Annotated in this window: 27 protein-coding genes; 10 read left to right on the forward strand and 17 right to left on the reverse strand. The window is 46.3% G+C overall.

Features of this window, described 5'->3' with window-relative positions:
- The first annotated feature begins 27 nt into the window (after positions 1-27).
- The 7 genes from LZZ85_RS07245 (at position 28) to selD (ending at position 10,577) form a co-directional block, all read left to right on the forward strand.
- Complete coding sequence (locus LZZ85_RS07245; protein WP_237870123.1) at positions 28-1,020, forward strand: glycoside hydrolase family 43 protein; 993 nt, start codon at positions 28-30, stop codon at positions 1,018-1,020.
- 59 nt (positions 1,021-1,079) lie between these two features.
- Positions 1,080-2,264: a cellulase family glycosylhydrolase gene (locus tag LZZ85_RS07250; RefSeq protein WP_237870125.1), complete on the forward strand. Its 1,185-nt coding sequence runs from the start codon at positions 1,080-1,082 to the stop codon at positions 2,262-2,264.
- Positions 2,265-2,425: 161 nt separating this feature from the next.
- Entirely contained in the window at positions 2,426-4,462 is a 2,037-nt protein-coding gene (locus LZZ85_RS07255) for a family 43 glycosylhydrolase (RefSeq protein ID WP_237870127.1), read from the forward strand.
- 151 nt (positions 4,463-4,613) lie between these two features.
- Entirely contained in the window at positions 4,614-7,331 is a 2,718-nt protein-coding gene (locus LZZ85_RS07260; protein ID WP_237870129.1) for a glycoside hydrolase family 78 protein, read from the forward strand.
- A gap of 235 nt (positions 7,332-7,566) precedes the next feature.
- The gene (locus tag LZZ85_RS07265) at positions 7,567-8,412 is read left to right on the forward strand and encodes an ion transporter (protein WP_237870131.1); all 846 of its coding nucleotides are present in this window, start codon (positions 7,567-7,569) and stop codon (positions 8,410-8,412) included.
- Between the two features lie 53 nt (positions 8,413-8,465).
- On the forward strand, positions 8,466-9,506 hold the full coding sequence (gene mnmH / locus LZZ85_RS07270; protein WP_237870133.1) for a tRNA 2-selenouridine(34) synthase MnmH: 1,041 nt from the start codon (positions 8,466-8,468) through the stop codon (positions 9,504-9,506).
- Between the two features lie 12 nt (positions 9,507-9,518).
- Positions 9,519-10,577 (forward strand): selenide, water dikinase SelD, encoded by a 1,059-nt coding sequence (selD, locus tag LZZ85_RS07275; protein WP_237870135.1) that lies wholly within the window; start codon positions 9,519-9,521, stop codon positions 10,575-10,577.
- A 532-nt stretch (positions 10,578-11,109) separates the two neighbouring features.
- Here selD and LZZ85_RS07280 read toward each other — a convergent pair.
- From LZZ85_RS07280 to LZZ85_RS07300, 5 genes are all read right to left on the reverse strand, one after another.
- Positions 11,110-11,805, reverse strand: coding sequence for an ATP-grasp domain-containing protein (locus LZZ85_RS07280; protein ID WP_237870137.1), 696 nt, complete (start codon positions 11,803-11,805; stop codon positions 11,110-11,112).
- A gap of 101 nt (positions 11,806-11,906) precedes the next feature.
- On the reverse strand, positions 11,907-12,269 hold the full coding sequence (locus LZZ85_RS07285; protein ID WP_237870139.1) for a rhodanese-like domain-containing protein: 363 nt from the start codon (positions 12,267-12,269) through the stop codon (positions 11,907-11,909).
- Positions 12,270-12,273: 4 nt separating this feature from the next.
- Complete coding sequence (locus LZZ85_RS07290; protein ID WP_237870141.1) at positions 12,274-12,576, reverse strand: DUF3817 domain-containing protein; 303 nt, start codon at positions 12,574-12,576, stop codon at positions 12,274-12,276.
- 1 nt (position 12,577) lies between these two features.
- On the reverse strand, positions 12,578-13,075 hold the full coding sequence (locus LZZ85_RS07295; protein ID WP_237870143.1) for a hypothetical protein: 498 nt from the start codon (positions 13,073-13,075) through the stop codon (positions 12,578-12,580).
- 29 nt (positions 13,076-13,104) lie between these two features.
- A complete protein-coding gene (locus LZZ85_RS07300; RefSeq protein WP_237870145.1) occupies positions 13,105-13,695 on the reverse strand; it encodes a TetR/AcrR family transcriptional regulator in 591 nt (196 codons plus the stop codon).
- Positions 13,696-13,808: 113 nt separating this feature from the next.
- On the opposite strand from LZZ85_RS07300, the gene LZZ85_RS07305 reads away from it, so the two are divergent.
- The 3 genes from LZZ85_RS07305 (at position 13,809) to LZZ85_RS07315 (ending at position 15,794) form a co-directional block, all read left to right on the forward strand.
- Positions 13,809-14,489 carry a GNAT family N-acetyltransferase gene (locus tag LZZ85_RS07305; protein WP_237870147.1) on the forward strand — a complete coding sequence of 227 codons (681 nt, stop codon included), beginning with the start codon at positions 13,809-13,811 and terminating at the stop codon, positions 14,487-14,489.
- Positions 14,490-14,629: 140 nt separating this feature from the next.
- The gene (locus tag LZZ85_RS07310) at positions 14,630-15,334 is read left to right on the forward strand and encodes a hypothetical protein (RefSeq protein WP_237870149.1); all 705 of its coding nucleotides are present in this window, start codon (positions 14,630-14,632) and stop codon (positions 15,332-15,334) included.
- A 25-nt stretch (positions 15,335-15,359) separates the two neighbouring features.
- The gene (locus LZZ85_RS07315) at positions 15,360-15,794 is read left to right on the forward strand and encodes a hypothetical protein (protein WP_237870151.1); all 435 of its coding nucleotides are present in this window, start codon (positions 15,360-15,362) and stop codon (positions 15,792-15,794) included.
- A 10-nt stretch (positions 15,795-15,804) separates the two neighbouring features.
- On the opposite strand, the gene LZZ85_RS07320 is transcribed toward LZZ85_RS07315, so the two are convergent.
- The 12 genes from LZZ85_RS07320 to LZZ85_RS07375 all read right to left on the reverse strand — a co-directional run bounded on the left by LZZ85_RS07320 (position 15,805) and on the right by LZZ85_RS07375 (position 26,644).
- Entirely contained in the window at positions 15,805-16,512 is a 708-nt protein-coding gene (locus LZZ85_RS07320; RefSeq protein ID WP_237870153.1) for a DNA alkylation repair protein, read from the reverse strand.
- Positions 16,513-16,581: 69 nt separating this feature from the next.
- Positions 16,582-17,436: a class I SAM-dependent methyltransferase gene (locus LZZ85_RS07325; protein WP_237870155.1), complete on the reverse strand. Its 855-nt coding sequence runs from the start codon at positions 17,434-17,436 to the stop codon at positions 16,582-16,584.
- Positions 17,437-17,581: 145 nt separating this feature from the next.
- Positions 17,582-18,076, reverse strand: a complete 495-nt coding sequence (locus tag LZZ85_RS07330; RefSeq protein WP_237870157.1) for a molybdopterin-dependent oxidoreductase — start codon at positions 18,074-18,076, stop codon at positions 17,582-17,584.
- A gap of 2 nt (positions 18,077-18,078) precedes the next feature.
- Positions 18,079-19,044 (reverse strand): cytochrome-c peroxidase, encoded by a 966-nt coding sequence (locus LZZ85_RS07335; protein ID WP_237870159.1) that lies wholly within the window; start codon positions 19,042-19,044, stop codon positions 18,079-18,081.
- Positions 19,045-19,209: 165 nt separating this feature from the next.
- Positions 19,210-20,106, reverse strand: coding sequence for a bifunctional molybdenum cofactor biosynthesis protein MoaC/MoaB (gene moaCB, locus LZZ85_RS07340; RefSeq protein WP_237870161.1), 897 nt, complete (start codon positions 20,104-20,106; stop codon positions 19,210-19,212).
- Between the two features lie 4 nt (positions 20,107-20,110).
- Positions 20,111-20,551 carry a molybdenum cofactor biosynthesis protein MoaE gene (locus tag LZZ85_RS07345; protein ID WP_237870163.1) on the reverse strand — a complete coding sequence of 147 codons (441 nt, stop codon included), beginning with the start codon at positions 20,549-20,551 and terminating at the stop codon, positions 20,111-20,113.
- 7 nt (positions 20,552-20,558) lie between these two features.
- Entirely contained in the window at positions 20,559-21,656 is a 1,098-nt protein-coding gene (locus LZZ85_RS07350; RefSeq protein ID WP_237870165.1) for a HesA/MoeB/ThiF family protein, read from the reverse strand.
- Between the two features lie 6 nt (positions 21,657-21,662).
- Positions 21,663-21,902: a MoaD/ThiS family protein gene (locus tag LZZ85_RS07355; protein ID WP_237870167.1), complete on the reverse strand. Its 240-nt coding sequence runs from the start codon at positions 21,900-21,902 to the stop codon at positions 21,663-21,665.
- Positions 21,899-22,639, reverse strand: coding sequence for a sulfite exporter TauE/SafE family protein (locus tag LZZ85_RS07360; RefSeq protein ID WP_237870169.1), 741 nt, complete (start codon positions 22,637-22,639; stop codon positions 21,899-21,901). Before LZZ85_RS07360 ends, LZZ85_RS07355 begins: the two co-directional genes overlap by 4 nt.
- Positions 22,632-23,837 carry a molybdopterin molybdotransferase MoeA gene (locus tag LZZ85_RS07365; RefSeq protein WP_237870171.1) on the reverse strand — a complete coding sequence of 402 codons (1,206 nt, stop codon included), beginning with the start codon at positions 23,835-23,837 and terminating at the stop codon, positions 22,632-22,634. The genes LZZ85_RS07360 and LZZ85_RS07365 overlap by 8 nt, the downstream gene beginning before the upstream one ends.
- A gap of 79 nt (positions 23,838-23,916) precedes the next feature.
- Complete coding sequence (gene moaA / locus LZZ85_RS07370) at positions 23,917-24,900, reverse strand: GTP 3',8-cyclase MoaA (RefSeq protein ID WP_237870173.1); 984 nt, start codon at positions 24,898-24,900, stop codon at positions 23,917-23,919.
- A complete protein-coding gene (locus LZZ85_RS07375) occupies positions 24,890-26,644 on the reverse strand; it encodes an XdhC family protein (protein WP_237870175.1) in 1,755 nt (584 codons plus the stop codon). The genes moaA and LZZ85_RS07375 overlap by 11 nt, the downstream gene beginning before the upstream one ends.
- Between the last annotated feature and the right edge of the window lie 2 nt (positions 26,645-26,646).

Genomic DNA, 26,646 nt, shown 5'->3' on the forward strand with positions numbered 1-26,646 from the left:
CTCTCGCCCAAATTAATGTTTGAAAAAATGAAGAAACCAATGTTCATCTACATTGCGATCCTGTTATCAGGGATCATGTGTTCGAAGGATAAGCCGGCTCCGGCCGGGTCGACTCCGGATCCGGTGCCGTTGCCAGTAATGTTGGCTGATCCTTTTGTATTGAAACATGACGGTGCATATTATTTGTATGGAACATCCGGCGATAACGCCGATGCAGGCATTCCTGTATATAGATCAACTGATGGAAAGAACTGGGGAGGGCCGGTAGGCAAGGCTGGTAATAGCCTGGCTCTCGTAAGAGGCCAGGCTTATGGTACAGCCGGGTTCTGGGCGCCTGAAGTTTTTTATCGCAATAATGTCTTTTACATGTTCTATACGGCAAATGAACATATTGCTGTTGCAACAAGCAGCTCTCCATTAGGACCATTCACACAAACAGATCTTCAGCCTTTGCATGCAGAAAAAGAGATCGATCCGCATTTATTCCTGGATGATAATGGCAAAGCATATCTCTATTTTGTAAGGTTCGATAATGGCAATATAACCTTTGGCGCAGAGTTGAATGACGACTGGAAATCTATCAAAGAAAATACAGTGGCCAGGTGCATCTCGCAAAACCAGCAATGGGAAGTTGTTTCCGGTGCGCAATGGCCGGTAACGGAAGCGCCGGCAATGCTGAAGCATAAGAACCTGTATTATCTTTTTTATACCGCCAATGATTTCAGAAGCCCGGCGTATAATGTTGGATATGCCATTTCCAGTTCACCGCTCGGGCCATTTTCAAAATTTACGGGTAATCCGATCATTACTAAAACGGATAATATCCAGGGAACCGGTCATAACGCATTTGTACAAGTGGGTAATGACCTGTTGATGTACTATCATGCGCACAATAACCCGCAACAGGTCGGCCCTCGCCGGACATTGTTCAGCACCGGTGAATTTGTTGCCGGAGAAAACGGAGTGGATGTGTTCAAAGTCAATCCACTCAAGCAAATTCCCCTTTCAATCGTAAAATAAAATGGTTGCGGGTGACGGTATTTAAAACATATCAAATAATAATCTGAAAAATAGCGAACATGAAGTTAATCCGACTTTCCGGGCTCGCATTGATAGCGGTGCTGTTGATGCAGTCTACCTCGTGTAAAGAACAAGAGAAAAAAGATGAAAAACAGGAAGCCGTTCAACAGGAAGCATCTGCTGGCCGGGAGATCTGGACTAAAGAGCAGGCTAATGCATGGTATGACAAACAGCCCTGGCTTGTCGGTTGTAACTTTATCCCCAGTACCGCAATCAATGAACTGGAAATGTTCCAGGCGGAAACGTTTGATACCGCAACGATCAATAGGGAGCTTGGCTGGGCTGCAGCGATCGGTATGAACACTGTTCGTGTATACCTTCATGATCTCTTGTGGGAGCAGGATGCGGATGGCTTTCAGAAGAGACTGGATACATTCCTGGAGATCGCCAGCCGCCATCATATCAAACCGATCTTCGTTTTATTTGATTCCTGCTGGGACCCGTTCCCAAAACCTGGTAAGCAACGCGAACCAAAGCCGTTCGTTCACAACTCAGGTTGGGTACAAAGTCCGGGAATTGATGCTTTACAAGATTCAACTCAGCAACCGCGTCTTGAAAAATATGTGAAGGGTGTGGTGGCAAAATTTGCCAATGATGCACGTGTACTCGCCTGGGATGTCTGGAATGAGCCGGATAATACCAATAATACAGCTTACGGACATGTAGAATTACCGGAAAAGCCGAAATACGTAATTCCATTGCTGAAAAAAACGTTTGCCTGGGCCCGTTCAGTAAACCCGTCTCAGCCATTGACCTGTGGTGTTTGGGCGGGCGATTGGTCTGCTCCTGATAAATTAAAGCCGATTGAAAAAATACAGTTGGATGAATCTGATATCATCTCTTTCCACAACTATGAAAATGGAGAGGAATTTGAAAAACGGATCAAATGGCTGCAGCCATTGGGACGGCCGATCATTTGCACCGAATATATGGCCAGAGGTAATAACAGCTACTTCGAATCATCTTTACCCATCGCAAAGAAGTATAAAGTTGGCGCGGTGAACTGGGGCCTGGTAGATGGAAAGAGCCAGACAAAATATGCATGGAACAGTTGGGAGAGAACATATACTTCAGAGCCGGAAATCTGGTTTCACGAGATCTTTCATACAGATGGAAAGCCTTACAAAAAGAAGGAAGTGGAGCTGATCACCAGCCTCACCAACGAAGCAAACGGAAAGAAATAACGGTTACGCAATAAGTCATCTAAGTGATTTAATGCGTCCGTACTCCGAAGACCCACGCAGCTTGTGCGCAGATATGCTGCAAAAAAAAGGCAGTTGTATGCTGATCTGCGGGACCCTTCCCTTGCTGTTCAACACACCCGACCGTCACGAAATGAAAAAGGATGAAAGCTGTTTTGTTGTTTGCATATGCGCTCGTCTCCCTTTCAGGAATCGCGCAGCAAAAGATCATCAACCCTGTGCTTGACCAGGATTTCCCTGATCCGACCGTGATCCGGGCGAATGGTAAGTACTATGCTTACGCAACCAATCCCAACCGCCGCGGCGGAACTATTCATATACAGGTTGCTTCCAGTACCGACCTGCAGAACTGGAACATTGCCGGTGATGCACTTCCGCAAAAGCCGGCCTGGGGTAGTCATGATTTCTGGGCGCCGCATGTGATGTATGATCAGCAGATCAAAAAATATGTGATGTTCTATTCTGCTGAATCAGTCGATACAACACTGGGCAAATGTTTGGGTATCGCATATGCCGACAAACCAGAGGGGCCTTTTATAGACAAAGGATCTCCGCTAATCTGCGGGGAAAGTTTTGTCAATATTGATCCGATGTCTTTTATCGACCCGGTTACAAAAAAGAAATTACTTTACTGGGGATCGGCTTTCAAACCCATCAGGGTACAGGAAATGTTGGACGACTGGAGTGCGTTCAAGCCAGGTTCTGCTCCGAAAGATCTAATCTTCCCTAAACGGGAAAAGAAGTATGATCAGCTGGTGGAGGGCGCCTGGGTGGATTATTATAAGGGGAAATATTATCTCTATTATTCCGGCGACAATTGCTGCGGGCCAAACCCTAGCTATGCTGTACTCGTTGCGCGCGCCGACAAAGCAGAAGGCCCTTACACCACACTCGGCGAATACAACGGAACCGGCAGCAGCGTATTACTGGAGATGAATGAGCAATGGGTTGGTCCGGGGCATAACTCCGTTATCATGGACACAAAAGGCAATCGCTACATCGCATATCACGCCATTCAGGCAAAACCAGGAGAAAAAGTATCCGGAGAGATCCGCGTGTTTTTGATCGACGGACTTGAGTATAAAAATGGATGGCCTGTGGTAAGAAGAAATCCGGGATCGTCCATCAGCTGGAAAGATTCGGTGGATGTACGAAATATTCCCGTGTTTGAAGATAAGGGCAAAGTATCTGAGGCCGGTGGTACACAGGGCCGGATCCATGGGCGGTACGGGGCACAATACGGACGACTATTGCAGCGAAGAGGGAAAACATGGTTTGCGGGTTACACCATCAGCCGTAATAGTGGCTATGCAAAAGAACCTGATGGAGGGTTGGAACTCGAAATAGCCCGCAGTGATGATAATGGCAGGAGTTGGAAAGCGATTTCTACCATTGCTGACCCTGGTCGAGATCTCGATAATGCTCAACTGATCGAATTACCCGATAAAAGCATTTTACTCTCCTGCCGTTCGGTTCGTTGGCAGGAATCATATCGCCTGTATGTATACCGGAGCACGGACGATGGACTTACCTGGACCATGCTCAGCACGATCGATGCAAATGAAGGCAAGCCTGGAACATTGGGTAAGCCAGATAAAGGCGTATACGAACCTCATTTCTATATGCTGCATGACGGGCGTTTAGCGGTAATGTATGCAAGCGAAAAGCATGTGACGGATGATCCGTCTTTCAGCCAGATCATCTCCCAGAAAATATCTCCCGATTATGGTAAGACCTGGGGAGAAGAGATCTGGGTGGCATACGAACCAGGTCACCCGGAATCAAGGCCGGGTATGCCGGTGTGGACAAGAATGAAGAACGGTCAGTATATCGTGGTGTACGAGATCTGCGGCCCCGAAAAATGCAATGTGTATTACAAGACAAGCAAAGATGGCTCTGCCTGGGGCCCTGGCCTGGGTACGCCGATCCCGGATCAGTGGGCGGGACCGTATATTCTTTCCATGTCTGATGGCCGGCTGGTGGTCACTTCCAACAAGAGTAATATCTCCGTGAGCGATGATTATGGGAAGCACTGGCATACGACCAGTGCCGCATGGACGAAAACTTTATGGCCATCCATATATCAAAGCGATAAAAAGGAGATCATGGTCGTAAACTCTGCAGCCCGTCCGGAAGGCGGGCATGCGATCAAAGTGCGGATCGGTGAGATCTCCCGGTAAACATCGTTATCTGCGGTTGTGCGGCATCGGATGAAGAATCTGTCATGGGAAGGGATATTGCTGTTAAGCGGGCAAAATTCTGCGTTATCTGCGGGCGGGCAACGCCGTTCAAATTTCTTATCTTCCGGTAACATTCAACTAATTCTCTGCTATGAAGAAATTGCTGTCATTGTCGATTGCCCTCGCGGGCATCGTTGCTGTTTCATTTTCACAGATCTCCGTGGTGAACCCGCTGTGTGAGAATCGCACTGATCCCATCGGTCTTGATAATACAGCCCCGCGTTTCTCCTGGCAGCTTTCATCTCCACAACGTAATATTCTGCAGGTCGCTTATGAGATTGTTGTTGAAACAGTGTCATCTGGTAAAAAGAGTATCGTTTTTAACAGCGGAAAAGTAAACGCTGAACAATCCGTTCATGTGCCCTATAAAGGGAAGCCTCTCGAATCCGGAAAGAGATACTATTGGAAAGTTCGTGTATGGGATAACCTCAACCGAAGGAGCAATTGGAGTGAAACCGCTTTCTGGCAAACGGGTATGCTACAGGCATCCGACTGGCAGGCGAAATGGATCTCTGCCTCAGGAACAGAAGATGAAGTGATGCGGCCGAGCCCTTTGTTCCGTAACACATTCGCGGCAGCAAAGAAGATCAGCAGCGCAACATTGTCCATCAGCTCTCACGGTTTATATGAAGCATTCATCAATGGCAAAAGAGTAGGCGATGATTTTCTTACGCCTGGCTGGACCAGTTTCAATAAGCGGCTTCAATACCAGGTATATGATGTGACCGGTCTTCTTCAAACCGGTAATAATGCTATCGGTGTACATCTTGGTAGCGGCTGGTATCGTGGTCAGATCGCCTGGCATAGCAAGAATCTATATGGTAGCAAACTGGCATTGCTGGCACAGTTGACGATCACGTTCGCAGATGGTACGGTTCAGACGGTTATCACTGATGAAAACTGGAGATCATCCCTCGGTGCTATTCAGTATTCAGAGATCTATCATGGAGAGATCAATGATTCCCGCAAAGAAAAGAATGGCTGGTTGCTGGCTGGGTATGACGCTACCGGCTGGAATAGCGTGCAGGTAGTTGACCTGCCTAAAAATACATTGGTGGCTACATACAACGAAACAGTTAAAAAGCATGAAAGCTTAAAGCCGGTTAAGATCTTTACCACTCCCAAAGGAGAACTGGTCGCAGATTTTGGACAGAACCTTACAGGATTCGTCGAATTGAAGGTAAAAGGCAAAGCCGGAGATTCCATTAAATTGTATCATGCTGAAGTATTGGATAAAGCTGGTAATTTTTATACAGAGAATCTCCGTGTTGCCAAACAGGAGAACATCTATATACTAAAAGGGACCGATGAAGAATCGTTTCACCCGCATTTTACCTTCCAGGGATTCCGCTACATACGTGTGGAAGGATTTCCGGGTGAATTGAAGCCGGAAAACATCACTGCCGTTGCCCTGTATTCAGACATGCCGGCAACAGGACAGTTCACTTCTTCGCATGCATTGCTGAATCAATTACAGCACAATATTCAATGGGGACAGATAGGCAATTTCCTGGATGTGCCAACCGATTGTCCGCAACGTGACGAACGCCTTGGCTGGACAGGTGATGCACAGGTCTTTGCCCGTACGGCATCGTTCAACCGGAAAGTAGATAATTTTTTTGCTAAATGGTTAAAAGATGTAATGGCAGATCAGCATGCTGACGGAAAGATCCCTCACGTCATTCCCGATGTGTTGAATAAGAATGAAGCAGGAGCTACCGGATGGGCCGATGCGATCACGATCATTCCCTGGACCATGTACATCGCCTACGGCGATACAACAATGCTGACCCAGCAATATGCCAGCATGAAATTGTGGGTGCAATACATGCAACAGAATACGACGAATGATCTGCGTAATAAAGCCAATCATTATGGCGACTGGTTGTTCTATCGCCCGTTTGATGATAATGACGGGCGTTCAGCGGTAACAGATAAGAACCTGATCGCGCAATGCTTCTATGCATATTCTGTTCAGCTGATGATCAACAGCGCAAAGGTGCTTGGTAAGCCGGATGATGAGCAAGCATATACGGCATTGCTCAAAAAGATCAAAGAGGCATTTCTGAAAGAGTTCGTGACGCCGAACGGACGGCTTGTTTCCAGTACGCAGACAGCCTATGTGCTGGCATTACATTTCGATATGCTGCCGGAAGATCTGCGGGCACAGGCGGCGAAACGTTTGGTGGACAACATCAGTGATTATGGAACACATCTTACCACAGGATTTCTTGGTACGCCGTACCTGTGTCATGTCCTGAGCCGGTTTGGTTATACTGACTGGGCATATAAATTACTATTGCAGGAAAGTTATCCTTCCTGGCTATACCCGGTCAAAATGGGCGCGACCACTATCTGGGAAAGATGGAACGGGATCCGAACGGATGGAAGTTTCGAACCTGCATCCATGAACTCGTTCAATCACTATGCTTATGGAGCGATCGGAGATTGGATGTATAGGGTAGCTGCTGGAATAGATACCTATAATGATGCGCCGGGGTATAAGCATATCCGCATTGCGCCGCATATTGGCGGAGGGTTAACAGACGTGTCTGCGAGTCTGCAGACTTATTATGGTAAAGTTTCTTCTCACTGGACCGTAAACGGCAAGCAGTTGGTTCTGGAAATAGAAGTGCCGCCAAATACAACAGCTACTGTATATGTACCGGTGATGTCCGCAGAAGGGCTTACGGAAAGTGATAAGCCCTTAAGTTTGGTAAAGGATCTGAAAAACATGAAGAGTGAAAAAGATGCAGTAGTCGTGGAGGTTGGTGCGGGGAAGTATTTGTTTAAAGGGAATTTACGTTGAGCAAGCGTTAAGATCAAATGGCATGGGTTTCCGCAGATCCCACAGATCAGCCTCTGGCAACAGATCGTTGTAGCGGAACACTACACCAGTCATCCTTAACCGGGCGGCTTGTATACGGATCAGTTCCCAGCCTTACTATTCGGTCTGAACAGCGTATAAATCACCAATGGCTCAAAAATTGATTGACTGATTGATGTCCCGGACTGAAGTGCCGGGATTAACTCAATCAGCTCCCATGGCAGAAACCCGAAAAGACTGGCGCACCAGGTTGCACGAAACTATCTACGAAGCCAATACAACCGCTGGTAAGATGTTCGATCTTGCCCTGCTGATCGTGATCCTTGCCAGCATCGTAGTGGTGATGCTGGATAGTGTTCCCTCTATACATCAGCGTTATGGAGATACACTGTTTATTTGGGAATGGGTCTTTTCGATTCTGTTTACACTCGAATACATTCTCAGACTGATCAGCATCCGCCGTCCCTGGCGTTATGTATTCAGTTTTCTCGGTATGGTCGATCTCATCGCACTCATTCCCTCTTACCTCAGTATCTTCTTTGCCGGTGCGCAATCGCTGCTCGTATTCCGGGCACTAAGACTGTTACGGGTATTCCGGATCTTTAAACTGGGCCATTTTATTTCTGAGATCCATTTTCTAAAGCAGGCTTTGAAAGGAAGTGTTCGCAAGATCTCCATCTTCTTACTGACCGTACTTACAATAGCCGTGATCATTGGCTCAATCATGTACCTGGTGGAGAAAAGGCAAAACGGATTCAACAGCATCCCTGAAAGTGTTTACTGGGCTATTGTAACGATCACAACTGTCGGATATGGAGATATATCACCGATCACTCCATTTGGAAAGTTACTTGCCTCTCTTGTCATGTTGATCGGGTATTCGATCATCGCGGTACCGACTGGTATAATTACACACGACCTCGCGATTGCGTTCAGGGGCAAAACGGCTTTAGCTGAGTCGTGTCCTAATTGTGGTTTTGAAGAGCATGATACAGATGCCCTGTATTGCAAGAGATGCGGATCTTCGCTTGAGGTTTCAGCAGCACGGCCGGGCGGTGATTAGTTTTTTGCTCGGGAAAATATCTGATATCTTTACCGTTCATCGATAACCTGCTAATGATTCATTCGATCAATGTCTCCGATCTCCTCGATCCTTCTTTTTCAATGCCTGTGGCTGATGTGCGCACGCCCGCAGAATTTGAACAGGCGCATATTCCGGGTGCAGTCAACCTGCCGCTTTTCAGCAATGAGGAAAGAGTGCAGGTCGGCACAACCTATAAACAGGTGGGCAAGCAAGCTGCAATATTATTAGGGTTTGATCTGACAGGGAATAAATGGTCGGGTTTTATCCGGCAGGCGCTAACCTTTGCGCCGGATAAAAAGATCACCTTGCATTGCTGGCGGGGCGGCATGCGTAGCGGTGCAATGGCCTGGGCCCTGAATCTCTATGGCTTTGAGGTGTATGTTTTGCAGGGCGGTTACAAGGCTTACAGAAGATGGGCGCTCCAGCAATTTGAAAAGGAGTACCGGCTGAAAGTGATAGGCGGGATGACAGGTAGCGGCAAAACAAAATTGTTAAGACAGTTAAAAAACATCGGCCAACCGGTCATTGACCTGGAAGATATTGCACAACACCAGGGATCTGCCTATGGCTCGCTCAATAAGCTGGTTCAACCAACGCAGGAGCAGTTTGAGAACCGCCTCGCCTTCGAGCTGAATCGTTTCAGCGCGGCTGCAATTTGGGTGGAAGACGAAAGCATTTCTATCGGGAAGCGATATATCCCCAGGAAATTCTGGCAACAAATTCAGCAGGCAATACTGTTTGATCTTCAAATACCACCCGAAACCCGCTTGCAAAACCTCGTGGAGGAATACGGCTGCCTTGATAAAGAATTCCTGATCGAATGCACACAAAGGATCCGCAAAAGACTTGGACCGGATCAGACTAAAAAGGCCATCACAGCCATAGAGGAAGACAGGATGGACGATTTCATAAGGCAGGTTATTGTTTATTATGATAAGACCTATAAGAAGGGGATCGCGGATCGTTCCCCTGATCTCGTTATACCGGTAAGCCTGGGCAGCCAGGATATTTCATTACAAGGCTCCGTGCTGTTAAGTGCAGCGCAGGAGCAGAACAATAAAAGTCTCTTCTAAATCTTCAAAGAAATGAGCACAAATACTCCGGATAAAATAAAACTTACTTCTTATTCTCACGGCGCAGGATGTGGATGTAAGATCAGTCCTGCAATACTGGACAGAATACTTCACAGTACATCTGCTCAGCTGCCTGATGCGCGTCTCCTGGTTGGAAATGATAAGCGGGACGATGCAGCGGTGCTTGACCTTGGTAATGGAACTGCACTGATCTCTACTACAGATTTCTTTATGCCGATCGTGGATGATGCATACGATTTTGGCCGGATCGCTTCTGCCAATGCGATCAGCGATGTCTACGCCATGGGAGGTAAACCGGTGCTCGCCATTGCGATACTGGGCTGGCCGATCGATAAACTGGCGCCGGAGATCGCGCAACAGGTTTTGGAAGGTTCACGGGCCATTTGCGTTGCGGCAGGTATTACCCTTGCTGGCGGACATAGTATCGACTGTCCTGAGCCGGTCTTTGGTCTGGCTGTAAACGGTATGGTTAATATCGGTCATTTAAAACAAAACTCAACGGCTACCAAAGGCTGCCGCCTTTACCTGACCAAAGCATTAGGTGTAGGGATCCTTTCCACCGCGCAAAAGAAAGGTTTACTGAAAGAAGAGGATGCAGCCATTGCGCTGAAAAGCATGGTGACATTAAATAGTGTGGGTGAAGATTTTGGACAGCTTCAATACGTGAAAGCGATGACGGATGTGACCGGTTTCGGCTTGCTCGGTCATTTATCGGAAATGTGTGAAGGAAGTGGCGTGGCAGCGGAAATTGAAATGGATAAGGTTCCGGTTATTCCGTCATTGAACGGTTACCTTGAGCAACGGTGTTATCCTGGCGGAACAACGCGTAACTGGAATAGCTATGGGCATAAGATCAGTCAGCTTTCCGACCTGCAACGTTATCTGCTGGCAGATCCTCAGACAAGTGGCGGATTACTGGTTGCGGTAGAAGAGGCTAGTGCTGACGAGTTTGAGCTGCTCTTGCGAGAGAGGGGAATAGCGGAAGAATGCTGCAGATCGTTTGGACGGATCGTGGAGAAGGCCGGAGACGAACTGATCACGGTAAGGTGATCTCACACTTCCTGAAAGTCTTCTGGTATATATGTGGAGGGGACAGTAGAGAATGGAGAGGGGAAAATGTATTCCGGATGTAAAATTTCAATGTTTAAATAGGTGAAGGGGAAACCCGGCGCTATACATTTTTCATTTTTAACAAGCAATAAACACGGAATGGGTAGTCTTGCCCGTTCCTTTTTTATGCGCGGAGTGGTAAAAGCTATTTATTTTGGATCAAGCGTAAAAGTTGTGGGATGGTTGTCTAAGTGTTTAAGTGTTTAATGGTTTAAAAGTTTAAAGTTTTTGCTTTTGCCTCGGTACCTCGCCTGATGTAATCAGGCTTGCCGGTATTGTGCAGACGGGTTATTATCACTTGGCTACTTACAGGTTTTTAAGCGATAGCTGTCTGATCGGGCACAAAAAACGTGAGCACGCCTTGAAGCGATATATGCTCCTTAGATACGACATTCTGGCACGCGAAGCCAGCTGATGTGTTGACTGATGATAATCATTCAGGGTCAAACTTCGCGTGTTTTTGAAATGCTTGTTAGTCGTCGTTAGTTCGTCTCTTGGTCGTCCTTTGGTCGTCCAAAGTTGGACGGGATCGTAGGGAGTGAAACATGGTGACAAGCTGACAGGCTGAGGGCGATAAATCTTTTGGGCGACGGGGCCAGGTTCCATCCTCCGCGTTTGTACGAAGGAATGATTCTAAGAATAAAATGGCTTGTTGTTGGTTGCCGCTTCCTTCATAGAAAGCGATATCACAGATGGTGTTATCCATTATATACGCCCGCGCCTCCGCCCGTATAACCGGAATTATCTCCGAAACCAGCACTGGTTCGTTTTCAGGAAGGCCCTCTACAGCCTTTTGAAGCTCCGCAGGCGAAATAAATATGGCCGCCTGGAATTGTTTGTGAACAACAGGTTTGATAAATACGGGAAAGCTACTGTGACTAACTTTGCCCGCTTCGGAAAGCTTTATATTCCGCTTTGTCCACCTTTGATCCAGGTTTGCAATTAAAGAATCATCCGGCGATATTAGTTCAAGGTCGTAGATCTGCGCAAGTATGAGTGAGAATGTCTGATTACCATAAACTGTCAGCAGTTGGCCATTAAGATCATCCTCTTTTATCCAGTATTTTCCCAGCTTTCTGACGGGTCTGCCAAACTTTGCCCAGGCAGCCGCAACTTCATGTGTTTCGCTATCTGCCTTTTCTGGAATTAATAATACTTTTTCTGACATATCACCTGGCTTGAAGGTTTGATTGTAGTGTTATTGAAAATACATGATCCTGCTGCAGGCGGGAAATTATGAAGTTCTGCCGGGACGTGTCTGCCTTTCAGTTATTTTTTCTTTGCAACGATCTTTTCCAGGTCAGTCCATGCTCCTCCGTTAAACACATATTTAAACCCGCGTTCCTTCAGAATATTTTCCGCCTTTACACTTCGCAAGCCATGAGAACAAACGGTGATGTATGTTTTCGAAGGATCAAGTTCCGTATATCTTTCCCTGATCGTTCCGAGTGAAATATTGATCGCTCCTTCTATATGGCCTGTATTGAATTCCTGCTCAGTTCTTACATCTAAAATTATTGCCCCCGTGGCAATTCTGTTTTCAAGCCCCCTGTCCAGCGTCAGCACGCGGTATGTCCGGTAACATAAATAAACTAATACCAGTGCTCCAACGATAACTAAAATGGATCTCATCAGTCTATTGTTTTCTCAGGTATTTGTAGTCGATGTAAAAGGTCCCGAATGGAATTAAGCAGGCCAGCATCACTTTCCATGTAAGTGTTTTGAATTTCCAGTTTTGTTCAATTGCCACGCTCAGCGTACTGAATAAAAAGAGCAGGAATAAGGCGCCATGGATTCTGCCAAGGGTTGATGTCAGTTCGGGATCGTCGGCGAAATATTTCAGCGGCATAGCAATGAATACCAGTACAAGCAGGGATATTCCTTCAAGAAATCCAATGATGCGCAGACGGCCAATTTTTGTTTTAAACAGATGTATCATATTATCTCCAGTAAGGTCTGTTTGCTAAAGGGGAGAATGGCCAGGGGATCGCAGCGAGAATGATCAGCAGCGCGAAGGCGAACCAGGTCAGCATTGTCCGGAATTTTTCTTTGTCTGCAGTTCTTCTCTTTGCCAGTGCAGAGCCAATTGTGATCAACACGATCGCCGTAAGCATCAATATAAGATGTATCAGTGCAAAAAATGTTGTATCCAGGTTTTTGAGCGCCGCGCTTTTATTGTTCCAAAAGTACTTTATGACCGGGCTTTGCGCATACAGCGTGATCCCGATCATTAACTGGATATGTGCGATCGTTGCCGTCCAGTGCCTGACCAGATTGTCACTTCTGCTGAACGCTGCATTTTTTATAAGTCCTGCGCATCCCCGATATATTGCTAATACCAGGCTTGCAAGAACCAGCCATCGGAAAAATGAATGGTAAAAGGTCAGAGTTTGATACATATCTTTTCTGTCGGTGCAAAGCAAAAGTATTGAAAACATACTAATTAGTATGTTTCTGATCAAAAAAATTATTTCAATAGAGAGAGGTAGTTTTTCAGCTCTTTCAGGTAGGCGGAATAAACACTTTTACTATTACCAAGCTTGCCAAGATTTCGAACACCCCAATAACCAGACAGTACGAACGTTGTGACCTGTTTTGCTGTTACATCGCTTCTTACAGTACCGTCTTTCTTTCCTTTATCAATGGCATGGGTCATTGCTTTTTGCCATTGTTTGCTCAGCTCATTCAGTGCATTATTGAAGTCTGTATTCCAGGAACCCATCTCCTGTGTGAAGTTTGCGGCAGGGCAACCATACTCGGGTTTAAGGAATTTGTTTTCGATCAGCAGGTAGTGCATCATCTTGTAAATAGCATCCAGCGGATCGGGCTGATTGGTCAGCGGATCAATAAAGCTGTTGTTCAATACAGGCTTTAGCAATTCATTAATGATTGCAAGCCCCATTTCATCTTTATTTTTAAAATGATAAAAAAAAGCACCCTTTGTAACCTGAGTAGTTGCGATGATCTCATCAATACTGGTTGTCTGGTAGCCTTTTATATAGATCAGCTCAAACGCTTTTTGCAGGATATTGAGCCGGGTCGCTTCGGATTTCTTCATAAAAATACTGTATGGTACTTTTTTGTGACAGGCAAATATACGGGATGAGAGATATGAGACCGGATTTTTAACACCGCAAGAATCAGAATCATCGGCTTCGTACATTTGCCAGTATGGAAGACTTGCTGTATAATCCCGTGTATAATGCGCTACTGTTACGTGATGCTCATCTTGGTGCAGGAACAGACCGGGTAAAGTATTTTGACGAAGCTGTTTCTCCTTTTGTTGGTTTCCCAACCAATTACAGCAAAGGCTTTTCGGACCTGTATGACCTTTTTCCTTCCGGCCGCAGGATCCTGTACGCAACGCCGGAGCCGATCGAACAACCGCCGGGTTGGCAGGTAGTAGCTTCTATACCCGGGCTTCAATTTGTATTTACCGCTGATGAACTTCCGCAAAGATCTGCAGTTACTCCGGTCCTGCTGGACGGGACCAACGTGGAAGAAATGATACAGCTTGCTCAACTCACCAAGCCCGGTCCATTCAGCTTACGCACTATAGAATTCGGCCACTACTATGGTGTGTTTGAAAATGGACGGCTTGCGGCCATGACGGGGCAAAGGCTGCATCCGGGTAATTATTCCGAGGTCAGTGCGGTATGCACCCACCCTGATCATCTGGGTAAAGGGTTTGCCGCAGCGCTTATAACCCACCAGTTGTATCTTATCCGTGAACAGGGACAACGGGCCTTTTTGCATTCACGGGATGATAACGAAAGGGCTATCGCCTTGTATAAACGTCTTGGTTTCACAGAGAGCCGGCCGATGCATTTTTACTTTATGAAGAGAGTGTGATCTGTAAAGAGCGATCGATCGCGTGTTAGAGGTCATTCACAGAAGCTTGAAGTGCGGGCATCTCAGTGGGTAAAAAACTCAATTCATATATTGCATGTTTTTCAGTTTCACCGGTGAATGCTAGTTTTAGATAAAACGAAATGCGCCAGCCAGCCACCTCTCTGAAAAGCTCTTTGGTCAGCTATCTTGTCGTGTTGGTATTTCTTGCCATATCGGTACTGGAGAGTGTCCGGTGGGAGGGAGGAGATAACAGCATCCGCCTCGTGGGGTGGAATATCCTGGTGATCTGGCTTTTCGCGTTGGGCGCATTATTCCTGCAGCGTGCAGCGGGTTTTCCTGACTGGCTGGATCCAGGGATCAGTAATAGATCGCGTTTTATGCTGCCTTTATGTAAAGGCTTTCTGTTTGGTGTGGCGGATGTAGTGGTGTTCGAAGTTATTTTACAACATCCGCCTTATAAGGAGTTACCTCCCTTTCTTCAGCCTTTTCCTCATTCCATTTTTTTGTATTTCTGTGGTGCGATATATGTTGACGTTCTGTTCAAGTTGTTACCGATGACAATTATAATGGCGATCACCCGCAGAATTGGTACTTCAAAAATTGCAGAGATCGTATTCTGGGTATCAGCTTCCATGCTGGCATTGTACGAACCACTTGAGCAAATGCCTGATGGATCGGTGGCTCTCGTTATCTATTCCACTGTAAGCGGATTTGCTTTCAACTTACTGGCGATCTATTTTCTGCGGAAGTCCGGCTGGTTTGCTGCTTTGATGGTAAGATGCGGCCATTATTTATTATGGCATGTTTTGCTGGGAATTTATGTTGAATTTCTGGTGATAGGTTAGCAGAATTTGCCTAAGTTCACGGACAATGATTCGATCCAATTCGCTGAAGATCTCTATTCTCCTCTGTCATGCACTGATCATTATGCTGGAAGGGCACGGATTTGCCCCTCTTGGCTTCGTTCAATTTTATTACCTGGCTGATATTTCTAATTGGACTCTCCTTGCCGGCGATGATCCCTTTGAGAAATATATGTTCATCGGTTCTCTTTCAGGTGTTGTGGGCTATCTGTTCATACCCGGGAGTTGCATTCGCATGTCGCGGGTAAGAGAAAGTTGGATGCTGATTTCGGGAATAATATTACTTTGGGGCAGTCTTGTTTTGTGGAAATACGCTTCCATGAACAAAGCTTATATGGTCATTCCAGTTCCCCTGATGCTGCCGCTTGCATATTGCACGATAAGAATGATGTCTGGCAGGAATATTCAGCGTGGGCTCGCCCGGCTGAATGAGAAAATGTAAAGCGCCGGTTTTATTTCGTCATTAGTTTTTTCCTCTGCGGAATTGAAAAATGTTCGATCGCATATCGTAACGCGGTCCTTGGCATAATAGCTTTCCTTTCATCTATAAACTGTAATACTTCTTCCGGATGCGTTTTGCTTTGTGATTTTAGCAACCATCCGTATCCCTTCTGTACAAGGTCATCTTCGCTCTTTAGCAGTATATCTGAAATGGCGAACGATTCTTCTAAAAATTGACCATCTCTTGCGGGGAGGATCAGGGAGACGGCGGAAGCTCGCTGCATCCAGCGGTTTTTTGCTACTGCCCATTTCTTCAGCTGCGGTACAAATTCGGGATACATCAATAAAAAAGATCCGACAGTGTTGTTGCAAAAGTTATCACAGGTTGCCCAATTGTTTATATAAGTTTCGATCCAGTATTTGAATTGTTTAAGATCATGCTTTTCATAATGTCGCCTGAGTGAGAAGGTCCATTCGCAGGCGATCAGCGTTTCTTCTATAAAACCGGAGGCAAAAAGCTTATCGCACATTCCAAAGATCTTTTCCCTGCCAACTGGCTTTATTTCACGGAAAGCTTCCCTCGCAAGACTTCTTACAATGGGAACTTTTATGCCATAAGTTTTGATCTCTTCTTTATGAAAACGGCTTGCATTAACCTGGCCTTCTTTAGTTGTCAGCTTTTTCAGTTGCTGTATAATGGAGCGTAATTTATCTTCCATTATACAACGATACAAAAAAAGCCTGTCATGGTGATAATACATCATGACAGGCAGGTCCTTTATTGTGTTTTACTTGATCGCTGTGACCCGGAGTAAGGTCGCCGGGATCAACGTGGCATTTTCATCTTTGCTTTCATTACATCTTTTGAACAATGCTTTCAGTTCATTCTCCAGTTCCAGTTCTTTTCCGTTTTGTTTTGCTGCTTCAAATGCATTCATCATCGGTCCGTAATACGTTTTAAACGTATCGAGGAATTGCGCAGACGAGAACGGTGCGCGGAATGTAAATGTATCTTTTTGAAAAGAAATACGTTCTTTCGGAATACCCGCCTGGGCAAATCGTTCGATAACTTCATTTTCAATTCCCCAAAGCATTGGGCTAACGAAGCCTGCGGGAGGGGCAGGTGTATAGGCAGAGCTGATCTTGAGGATCTGAGCAACAAGGGTTGGATCATTAGGGATCCAGTTGCCCATTACGATCTTTCCGCCGGGTTTCGTAACGCGTACCATTTCTTTTGCTACGTCCAGTGGCCTGGAAGCGAACATTGCTCCAAAAACAGTTACCAGTACATCAAAGCGATCGTTTTCAATTCCTTTCAGGTCAGCGGCGTCACCTTCCCGGAAAGTACAGTTCTTCAAACCTTCTTCTTTTACGCGTTTATTGCCGGCTTCCACAAGGTTTGCTGCGATATCCACGCCCAGCACGTTGGCGCCAAGTTGAGCAGCGGGAATGGCTGTAGTGCCATCACCGCAGCCAAGATCAAGTACTTCCATACCCGGTTTGATGCCAAGCTGGTGTATAAGGTTAGCTCCGCTATCCCGCATTGTGGCGGCCAGTTTAGTAAAATCCCCTTTCTCCCAAAGTACTTTATTGGGATGAATGGCTTGTTGTGTAGACGCTGGTGAAATTGTTTGTGTGTTCATAAAATAGAGTTTTTGTTTATGACACGAAAATAGAAGACGGGGACACGGATGAGATTACTAAAACGTCCAGATACTTGACTGAAAAGTTCCATCATCGGAACTGAACGTTCTTTAAGATTTGCTTAACGCAAACTAAGGGCAACTGTTAATCCTTTGCAAAGCTAACGATCATTTCAATTACTTCGTAACTGTTTCGCGCAAGCGCTTTATCATCAGGAATAATAAGCCGGAACGGTCCCTTTCCTTCGGGTAAAGGTTTTCCATCTACCCGGTCTGCAAGTATGACTGTTTTATTTCCGAAGTCAGGGTCAAGTTCGGCAAGAGAAAACAATACCTGGTAACCATCAGCGCATTTTACTAACAGATACTTTTTAAGATGTTCGCCACGGAGTTGTTTGCCCAATGTGACCTTTGCTGAATCAAGGATTGATAACACGGAGACGCCGGTGTATTTGTGCATGTTACCTTCCCGGTCTTTCATATTTGCCTCAGCGTGCCTGAATTCCGACAAACCTGCGGTGGTGATGGTAAGAGGTAATCCGACCTCTCCTTTTACGGTCAGTGTACCCTGGCCTGTCTGACCGGATGTTGTAAGAGATAATATTGTGAGTAAGATTGCTCCTGCTATTTTATGTTTCATATCTATTGACTGATGAGTGATGGGTTTGAAAAGCGGGGATCTTTAATAAATGTTGAGTCCGTCAGCATTTGAAGGAATTGGATGATATCTTCTTTTTCCTGCAGTGTCAGGCGCAGCCCTTTTGTATTTTTCTGGTTAGACAGATCTTTTAAAAACGGACTCAGCTTTGGCTGTTCGTCAATATGATCACTGTAATGATCCAGTACCTCGTTGAGTGATTTGAATCTTCCGTCGTGCATGTACGGAGAGGTTAATGTGATATTGCGGAGAGTGGCAACCCTGAATCTTCCTTTGTCGGTTGTCTGCCCGGTAACATCAGCTCTTCCACCATCTGTAAAAATTGTATCCAGTCCGGTATTATGATAAAGCTGACTGGTTGTTTTTACGCCGCTATGGCAATGGCCGCAAGCGCCTCCTCTGATCCCTTTTTCAGGCTGTGGGTTTATGAAGAAGAGTTTCATGCCACGGAGTTGCGATGAATCCGGTGAATATTTTCCCGCGAGATACTGATCATAGGGTGAGTTGGATGAGATCAATGTTCTTTCAAATTGCGCAAGTGCTTTTGCAATAAGTTCTCCGCTGATAGTTGCTGTACCGAACGCTTTCCTGAATAACCCGGGATAAGATCTTATTTCGCTCAGTTTACGCGACAAGATGTTCAATGATTGCCCCATTTCATGTTGATCTTCCAATGGGAATTTTACCTGTTGCTCCAGCCCCTTTGCGCGGCCATCCCAAAAGAAGTTATCTGTCCATAGAAGGTTGACGAGCGCCATGGAGTTCCTTTTTGTAGACGACCCGTCTACTCCTGTGCTGAATTGCTTTCCATCTGTGAACGCGAGTTCCTGCTTATGGCAGGATGCGCAGGAAAGCTGGTTGTTGCCGGATAAAGCGGTTTCATAGAATAGCTTTCTTCCAAGTTCAACACCTGCAACCGTTAAGGGATTGTCTGCTGGTATGTAGATCATGTTCCCGAAGTTGGCCGGGTACTCCAGCTTGTAAGGTTCCTGCAGGTTGTGCATGGTCCTGAATGCGGAGCCGGCGCAGGCAATGCACAGCACGGCGATGCAGTAGATGAACAGAGGTTTTATATAGAGCCGCGTAAATCTCAATCCGGTTGAATGTCTCGTTTATCAGACCCGTACTTTAAATAAATGCAATACATAAGGGAACAATGCTGCCGTTGTTTCCTCCACTGCTCTTGGCGAACCGGGCATGGTGATCACCAGCATATTTCCTGCGAAACCGGCAATCCCCCTTGACAGCATTGCGAATGGAGTTCGCTGCTGTCCGTATTGTCGTGCAGCTTCCATCAAACCCGGTAATTCCAGATCAAGAAGTGGTTTGATGGCTTCAGGAGTTACATCCCTGTAAGATGCTCCTGTGCCTCCGGAAAATAGCAGAAGATCGTACTCCTGCTCTTTAAATTGCCGCAATGCGGCCTGGATCTTCTCTATCTCATCAGGAACGATCACTATTTCCTGTGGTGTCAGTCCATGTTTTCCGATCAGCTCTGCCAGTAATTTCCCGGAGATATCATCGTACACGCCGTTATAAGCCCGGTCAGAACAAACAACTATGGCAACTTTTAATGGCCGTTCCGTTGCCACGCGTATGTTTGATTTACCACCTGTTTTGCTTTCCAGTTTAACAGACCGGATCTCTATCTCTTTATCGATAGGTTTTAACATGTCATACATCGTCAATGCGGCGATCATTGCTCCATGCATTGCTTCCACTTCAACGCCGGTCTTGTAGACAGTATGTACTTCGGCACGTATCTCGATCTGCATTTCATTGATGACGAAATTAAATCCTGTATATTCCACAGGCAGCGGGTGGCAATCAGGTACGACGTCGCTGGTTTTCTTTACAGCAAATAAACCCGCGGCACGGGAGAATTCAAATACATCGCCTTTAGGAACGCGTTTCTCTTCGATGGCCGCAATTGTTTCGGGTGAAGAGACTTTTACGATCGCTAATGCAATAGCCTTCCGTAAAGTGAATTGTTTATGTGTAATGTCGACCATAGAATTATTGATTGATTTTCCATTGATGATTAGCCGATCCGGTTATCTCTTTACCCCAGATTGGTAATTCTTTCTTTACGCGTTCTACCAGTTCGTTGCATCCCTCTATCGCGGCTTTCCGGTGTGCAGAAGCTGTGATCACCATTAAGCATATTTCCCCGGACCTTACAAGGCCTAAACTATGTTTTACCTGCAACGCATTTAGACCGTATTGTTGTTGAACCCCGGTTGCGATCTCCTGCATTTTTTCCTCAGCCATTGTTTCATATGCAGTATACTCGATCGCGGTGACCGGTTCGTTATTGACCAGATCAGCACGAACCTGTCCAAGAAACGATGCAAATGCCCCGGTAGAATGATCGCCACCCCATTGCTGAATGTAGTCAGCCAGTTTACCGGCAGGGATCGCGCCCTGGTGAAATAGTTGTTCGCCTTGCAGGATCATTTTTTACTCAATTAGTTTTGAATTTTTCGTGCAGCGAATTGATACCGCCTGCGAGACTGAAAATGTTACCGGCCAATGCCGGGTTTGATTCTTCGCAGATCCTGACGGCTCTTATACTCCGCTTACCGCTTTGGCAAATGAATACGACTGTCTTATTCTCTTCCAGGCTCATACCCATTAATTCGTTCAACGGGATTCTTTTATGGTGAATGTTCAGCTGCGGTACTTCGTCCGGCTCACGTACATCTATTAGCAGAACGTCTTTCTGTTGGATCAGCTTTTCAAATTGATCCTTATCTATCTCGATCTCTGTTCTTGTCGCGCATAGTGCCGGATAGTTCATTGCTTCGAATTCCCCGGCGGATTGAGGCTGCTGAAGTTTTTTGTTTGCTGAGGCATTTATTTCAACTATCAGCGAGTCATTGGTTAAGGCGGAATAGGTGAACAGCTTTCCTGAAAGGATCTCTCCAATCCCGGTGATGGCCTTTATACATTCGGCAGCCATGATATTGCCAATAATATTTGGAAGCACTCCGAGGACGCCTGCTTCATTACAGTCAGGTACTTCTCCTTCTGACGGAGGTTCGGGGAAAAGATCGCGATAGGTGACGTTTTTATGAAAAACAGCAACCTGTCCGTCATACCTGGCTACCGCGCCAAAAACCATTGGTTTTTTCAGCAGCCAGCATGCGTCTGTCAGCATGTAACGAGTAGGGAAGTTATCGGTGCAATCAACAACCAGGTCGTAATATTCAAGGGTCTTTAAAGCGTGATCATTTGTCAGCATGATTGACTGACTGCTGATCCTGATCTCCGGGTTCATCCGTTGCAGTTTCTTACTGGCAGCAGTTGTTTTGAACTCTCCGATATCGTTCATGTCATAAAGCAATTGCCGGTGAAGATTGCTTAGTTCAACAATCCCATTATCAATGATCCCGATCTCGCCGACGCCCATTCCTGTTAAATTCATCAATACCGGACAGCCAAGGCCTCCCGCTCCTACCACAAGGACACGGGCGTTCCGCAATTTTTCCTGTGCTTCCTTTCCGAAGCCCGGCAGGATCAACTGGCGATGATATCTGTTATGTGAAGAATTTATTTCCATACAATTCTATCCTCCCGAAAATGGTGGCAGCAACGCTATTTCTGATCCGGGGGTCAATACTGTTTTTTCCCTGATCACTTTTCTGTCGACCGATACAATGAACCTGGTCGTTTTAAGTAAAGGATACTCTTTCAACAGTAAGTGCATTAATTCTTCCGAATCGTTGGTGATGGGCACTTCCAGCCTGGCGCTTCCCAGAATATCCGTCAATTGTCCAAAGCATCGTATCGTTAAAGTATCCGTCATGACATGTTAGGTAAAAGTAATTTAAACGAAGCGACGGCCAGCACTGCCGCAAGCAGGTATTTGATGGTCTTTTGCTGGAATTTGATGGCGCCAAAGTAAGAGCCCAGCAGCCCGCCGATAAATGCGGCCATTACAAAATATACCATATCTGGTGTAAATGTCACACCTTTTCTGAGTTGACCAAAAAGTCCTGCGAGCGAGTTTACGAAAATAAACAATGCGCTGATCGCAGCGGCTTGTTTCTGATCAGTCCAGCGGAGTAAAAGTAGAATGGGAGAGAGGATCACTCCTCCTCCTATGCCAAGCATTCCTGAAAGCAAGCCGATAGAGCCGCCAATAAGTAACAGCCATCCTGTTTTGGGACTGGCTGTCTCATTTACTTTGATGTCCGTGAAGAATATAAAACGGATCACAGGGATCAACAGGAAAATCGCCAGCATCTTCCGGTATACATCCGAATGGATCACCATGCTTCCTCCAACGAAAGCCATTGGAATGGACGCAAGTGCGAGGGGTAAAAACAATTTCTTATTGAAATATTTCCCCTTGTAGTAAAAAATAAACGAAGTGAGTGCAACAAACAGGTTCAACAGAAGAGCGGTGGGTTTCATCACCGCCGGTGCCACGCTGAACATTGCCATTAGTGCCAGGTAGCCGCTTGCGCCGCCGTGGCCCACAGAAGAATATAAAAAGGCTACCGCGAAAAGAAGCGGCAGCATCAGCATTAAATTATCCATAGCTTGGCAATAGGTGAATGGTGACCAGTTCCTGATGGTTGTAATTACGCACTTCCTCCTTCAGTTCTACCAAACAGTTGCAAACAGCAAAGCTACTCATGCGATATGACTCCTGTGCCGATAATATTTCCACTACTCCGTCTTTATATACTGCTTTCAGAAATTGCGTAAGGGGAACAGTTTTTTCAAACGGCGTCGACAGTGGTGCGGTAAATGTTACCAGGTTATCCGGGTGCCCCGAGAATTTTCTTAATACAGGCCACACATATTGATAGAAGCAGGTGAGCACTGATGATGGATTTCCGGGCAGGCCAAACACCGGCTGATCATCTTTCCGTCCTGCAAACAAAGGTTTTCCGGGGCGTTGTTTTACACGGTGAAATAATTTCTGAACGCCACAATGCTCTGCCGCTTTTACGACGAAATCATAATTTCCAACGCTAACTCCTCCGGTCAGTAATACCACATCGCTCGAAGAGAGTGCTGTTTGTAATACCTGTATCGTTTCTTCCAGTATATCCGGAGATCTGAAAACTTTAATTTGAGAAATGCCCATGCGTGTCAAAGCGGCCTGGAGCATGGTGGATGACGCTTCATATACCTGTCCGAAATCCAGGGGTTCGCCAGGTTGTTGTAGTTCGTCCCCGGTGATCACAAGCGCCACGGCAGGTGTTGCGTAGACGGGTACGGTGCAGAACCCGAGTCCGGCAAGGAAACCCACAGCAGCGTCGTTGAGAAATGAATTTGCCGGTAACGCCAGATCGCCGTGGCGAATATCTGTTCCGATCCTGCGGCGGTTATCGCCTGCCTTGAGGTTTTTGGGAGATAGTGTCAGTATGCCATTTTCTTCGGAGCAATGTTCCTGCATGATCACCGTGTCTGTTCCATCGGGTAAAGGTGCGCCGGTGAACACGCGCATGGCTTCCCCGTTATTGACATGCAGCAAATCTTTTCTACCGGCAGGGACCTCGCCGATCACTCGCAGTGTGTCTCCTGTTTTCCACGCGTCATAAGCAAAAGCGTATCCATCCATGGAAGATTGGTCGAATGCCGGGATGTTGACTGGCGCGATCAGTGATGTTGCAAGGATCCGCCCTCCGGCTTCCTTTAATGGAAGCTGTACCGTTTTACGCATATATTCCTGCTGGCGAAGGATTGCTTTTGCTTCCTCTACAGCAATTAAAGAGTCTTTAATCATTCCTAAGTCTGTTTAGAAAATGTTGTTCATGTAAACGATGCAATACCTGTGAATAACATATTTTAGAAAATCAGGCGTATTAGCCTCCGATGCTGATCATTGACCGGTTGATCAGATCTTCCCCATTTAATTCACGGAAGGAGTTCTCTTCGAACTGGCCTCCGAGCTTTTCCGCTTTCCCGAAAACATTTTGTTCAATGAGAGGCTTCAGTTCCCGGCCTTCTCTTAACGCGGATAACAGATCTGTTTCTCCTTTGGAGAACAGGCAGTTCTTCATCCGGCCATCTGCGGTTAATCTCATCCTGTTGCAACCGGCACAAAAAGGAGAACTCATTGTGCTGATGATCGCGAAAGAGCCCGCATGTCCCGGAATGATGTAGGGATTACTCGTCGACTGTAATGGCCTGTGTACGGCCTGAAAAGAATATTTGCTGCCGATAAGATCGAGGATCTCTTTCTCGGACACTACCTGTTCGCCACTCCATTTATTTCCATCGAAAGGCATGAACTCTATAAAGCGAACATCTATAGGTGAATGTTTTGTCCAGGCAATAAAATCAAGGATCTCTTCTTCATTCACTCCTTTCATGACAACAACATTGAGCTTTACCTGTAGGCCTTTTTCTACTGCTGTCAGGATGTTGCGCATGATTTGTGTGAACTGATCTCTTCTTGTGAGAAGGCGGAATTTATCCTGGGACAATGTATCGAGACTGATGTTAAGGCTTGTTACGCCAGCATTGATCAGTTGATCAAGATGCCGGTGGAGCAGTGTTCCGTTGGTCGTTAACGTGATCGTTACCGGTAAAACAGAAAGGCGTTGCAGTATTTCATGAAAGTCGGGGCGGGCGAGAGGTTCGCCTCCGGTCAGACGGATCCTTCTTACCCCCATAGAAACAAATGTTGCGGCAATAGTTGCAATCTCTTTCGGTTGCATCAGGCGTTCAGACTGCATAAAAGCGTAATGTTCGTCCGGCATGCAATATGTGCAACGGAGATTGCAGACATCTGTCAGTGATATCCGCAGGTAATCGTGTGTCCGGTTATAGCTATCAACGATCATGATCTGCCTCCTTCTGTATTTTTCCCGAAACCAACTCTTGATACATAGCGGCTGTATCGATATCGATAGCGCCTTTGGGAAAAGGGACGATGGCGACCTTTTCGTCAGACTGTTCGATCAGGTGTTTCGCGCCGGTGTCGCCGGTCAGTGATAAAAGTTCGTCGAACATCGATGAGTGAAATATTGCAGGAACTCCTTTACGTCCTGCGTACAGGCTGGCTGTAATTGGCGCGCCGGAGCTCTGTTGCTGATGGATCAATTGTCGCAGATGAGCAGTGTCAACATAAGGCTGATCGCAAAGCATGATCAGGATCTGTTGAATAGAGGGATATTCGTTTTGTAAATGGCGAACTCCTGCACGGATAGAGCTTGACATTCCCTCCGAACTTTCCCCGTTGATCACTATTTCGACATTAAGTTCTTTTAGCTGCGACAGTGTGTCTGCGTCTGATGGAGTGGTAACGACAACCGTCGCACCTGTGTCTATCTCCATCGCCGACTTTACAGCATTACCGAGCAACGTGTTTCCCTGGTATACTAATTGTTGTTTAGGCACACCAAGACGTTTTGAGCTGCCGGCCGCAAGTATCAGTATTCCGTACGTTTTTATTGATGCGGAAATGCGGGTTCGTCTTTTATGAACCGACCTGCTTTGATTTTTTAATGAAGTATCAGATGGAGCTCCCGCAAAATATCCCTTGATCTCGCTTATAATAGAGAGTGCTATCTCTTCTGATGTTTCTGCGCCGATGTTAATACCAGTCGGTCCATGGACACGTTCTATCTGTTCTGCACTCAGCTCTATGCCTTCCTCTTTCAGTTCCTTGAACATTCTGTCACGCTTATTCGGCGGACCAAGTATGCCAATATAGGAGGCATCACTATTTAGCGCGAGTTTCAGAATAGCCTTATCGTAAGCATAATTGTGAGACATAAGAACGATAGCTGTTTGGGCGTCCGTTCGTATATTATTCCAGATCTCTTCCGGGTTTCCTGTGATGAGCTGGCAGCCAGGAAATCTTTCCGCCGTATTGTACACAGTGCGTCCGTCCATCAGCGTGATATCCCAGCCAAGGATCTCTGCTATTTGGACAACAGGAATGACGTCATTCCCCGCACCGGCAATAACGAGCGAGCAGTTAGGGGCAATATACTGGTAAAATGCATGGACAGATCCCGGCTGTCCGTTATAACGTATAAATGCCGAAGAGCGGGTTGCAAATGACTGTTTGATATCCGCAGATTCGACAGGCTGATCAACTGATGTGAGATCGAAATTGTCTTCCTTCAGTAATAATCTTGTGCCCTGCTGTTTATTCTTTTTGTCATCGGGATTGAAAAACGTAACGAGGATGGACGGCGTTCTTTCTTTTGTTGCGGAACGAAGCAGGGCAATAGGGTTGGTTTCGTTATCCGGATCGACAGGTTCGATCAGTATGCGGATGATCCCATTACAGCCAAGGCTGGCGCCGATCCCGTTATTTCCCGGTTCATCCGATGTGTCATAGGTGATCAACGCGGGACGGAGATCTGCTATCACCATCAGTGCTTTGCGCAGCACATCGCCCTCCAGACAACCTCCGCTGATAGCTCCGGTAAAAAAACCATCCTCCCTGATCAGCATGCGTGCGCCTGGCGCGCGATAAGCTGATCCTTCTATATGTACTACCGTTGCCAGTACAACATTTTTCTGCTGACTTATAGCTGTATCATAAGCGGCGATGATCTGTTTGATTTCCTTCATAA

Source organism: Terrimonas ginsenosidimutans (assembly GCF_022012415.1).
In the GTDB taxonomy this organism is placed as follows: domain Bacteria; phylum Bacteroidota; class Bacteroidia; order Chitinophagales; family Chitinophagaceae; genus Terrimonas_A; species Terrimonas_A ginsenosidimutans.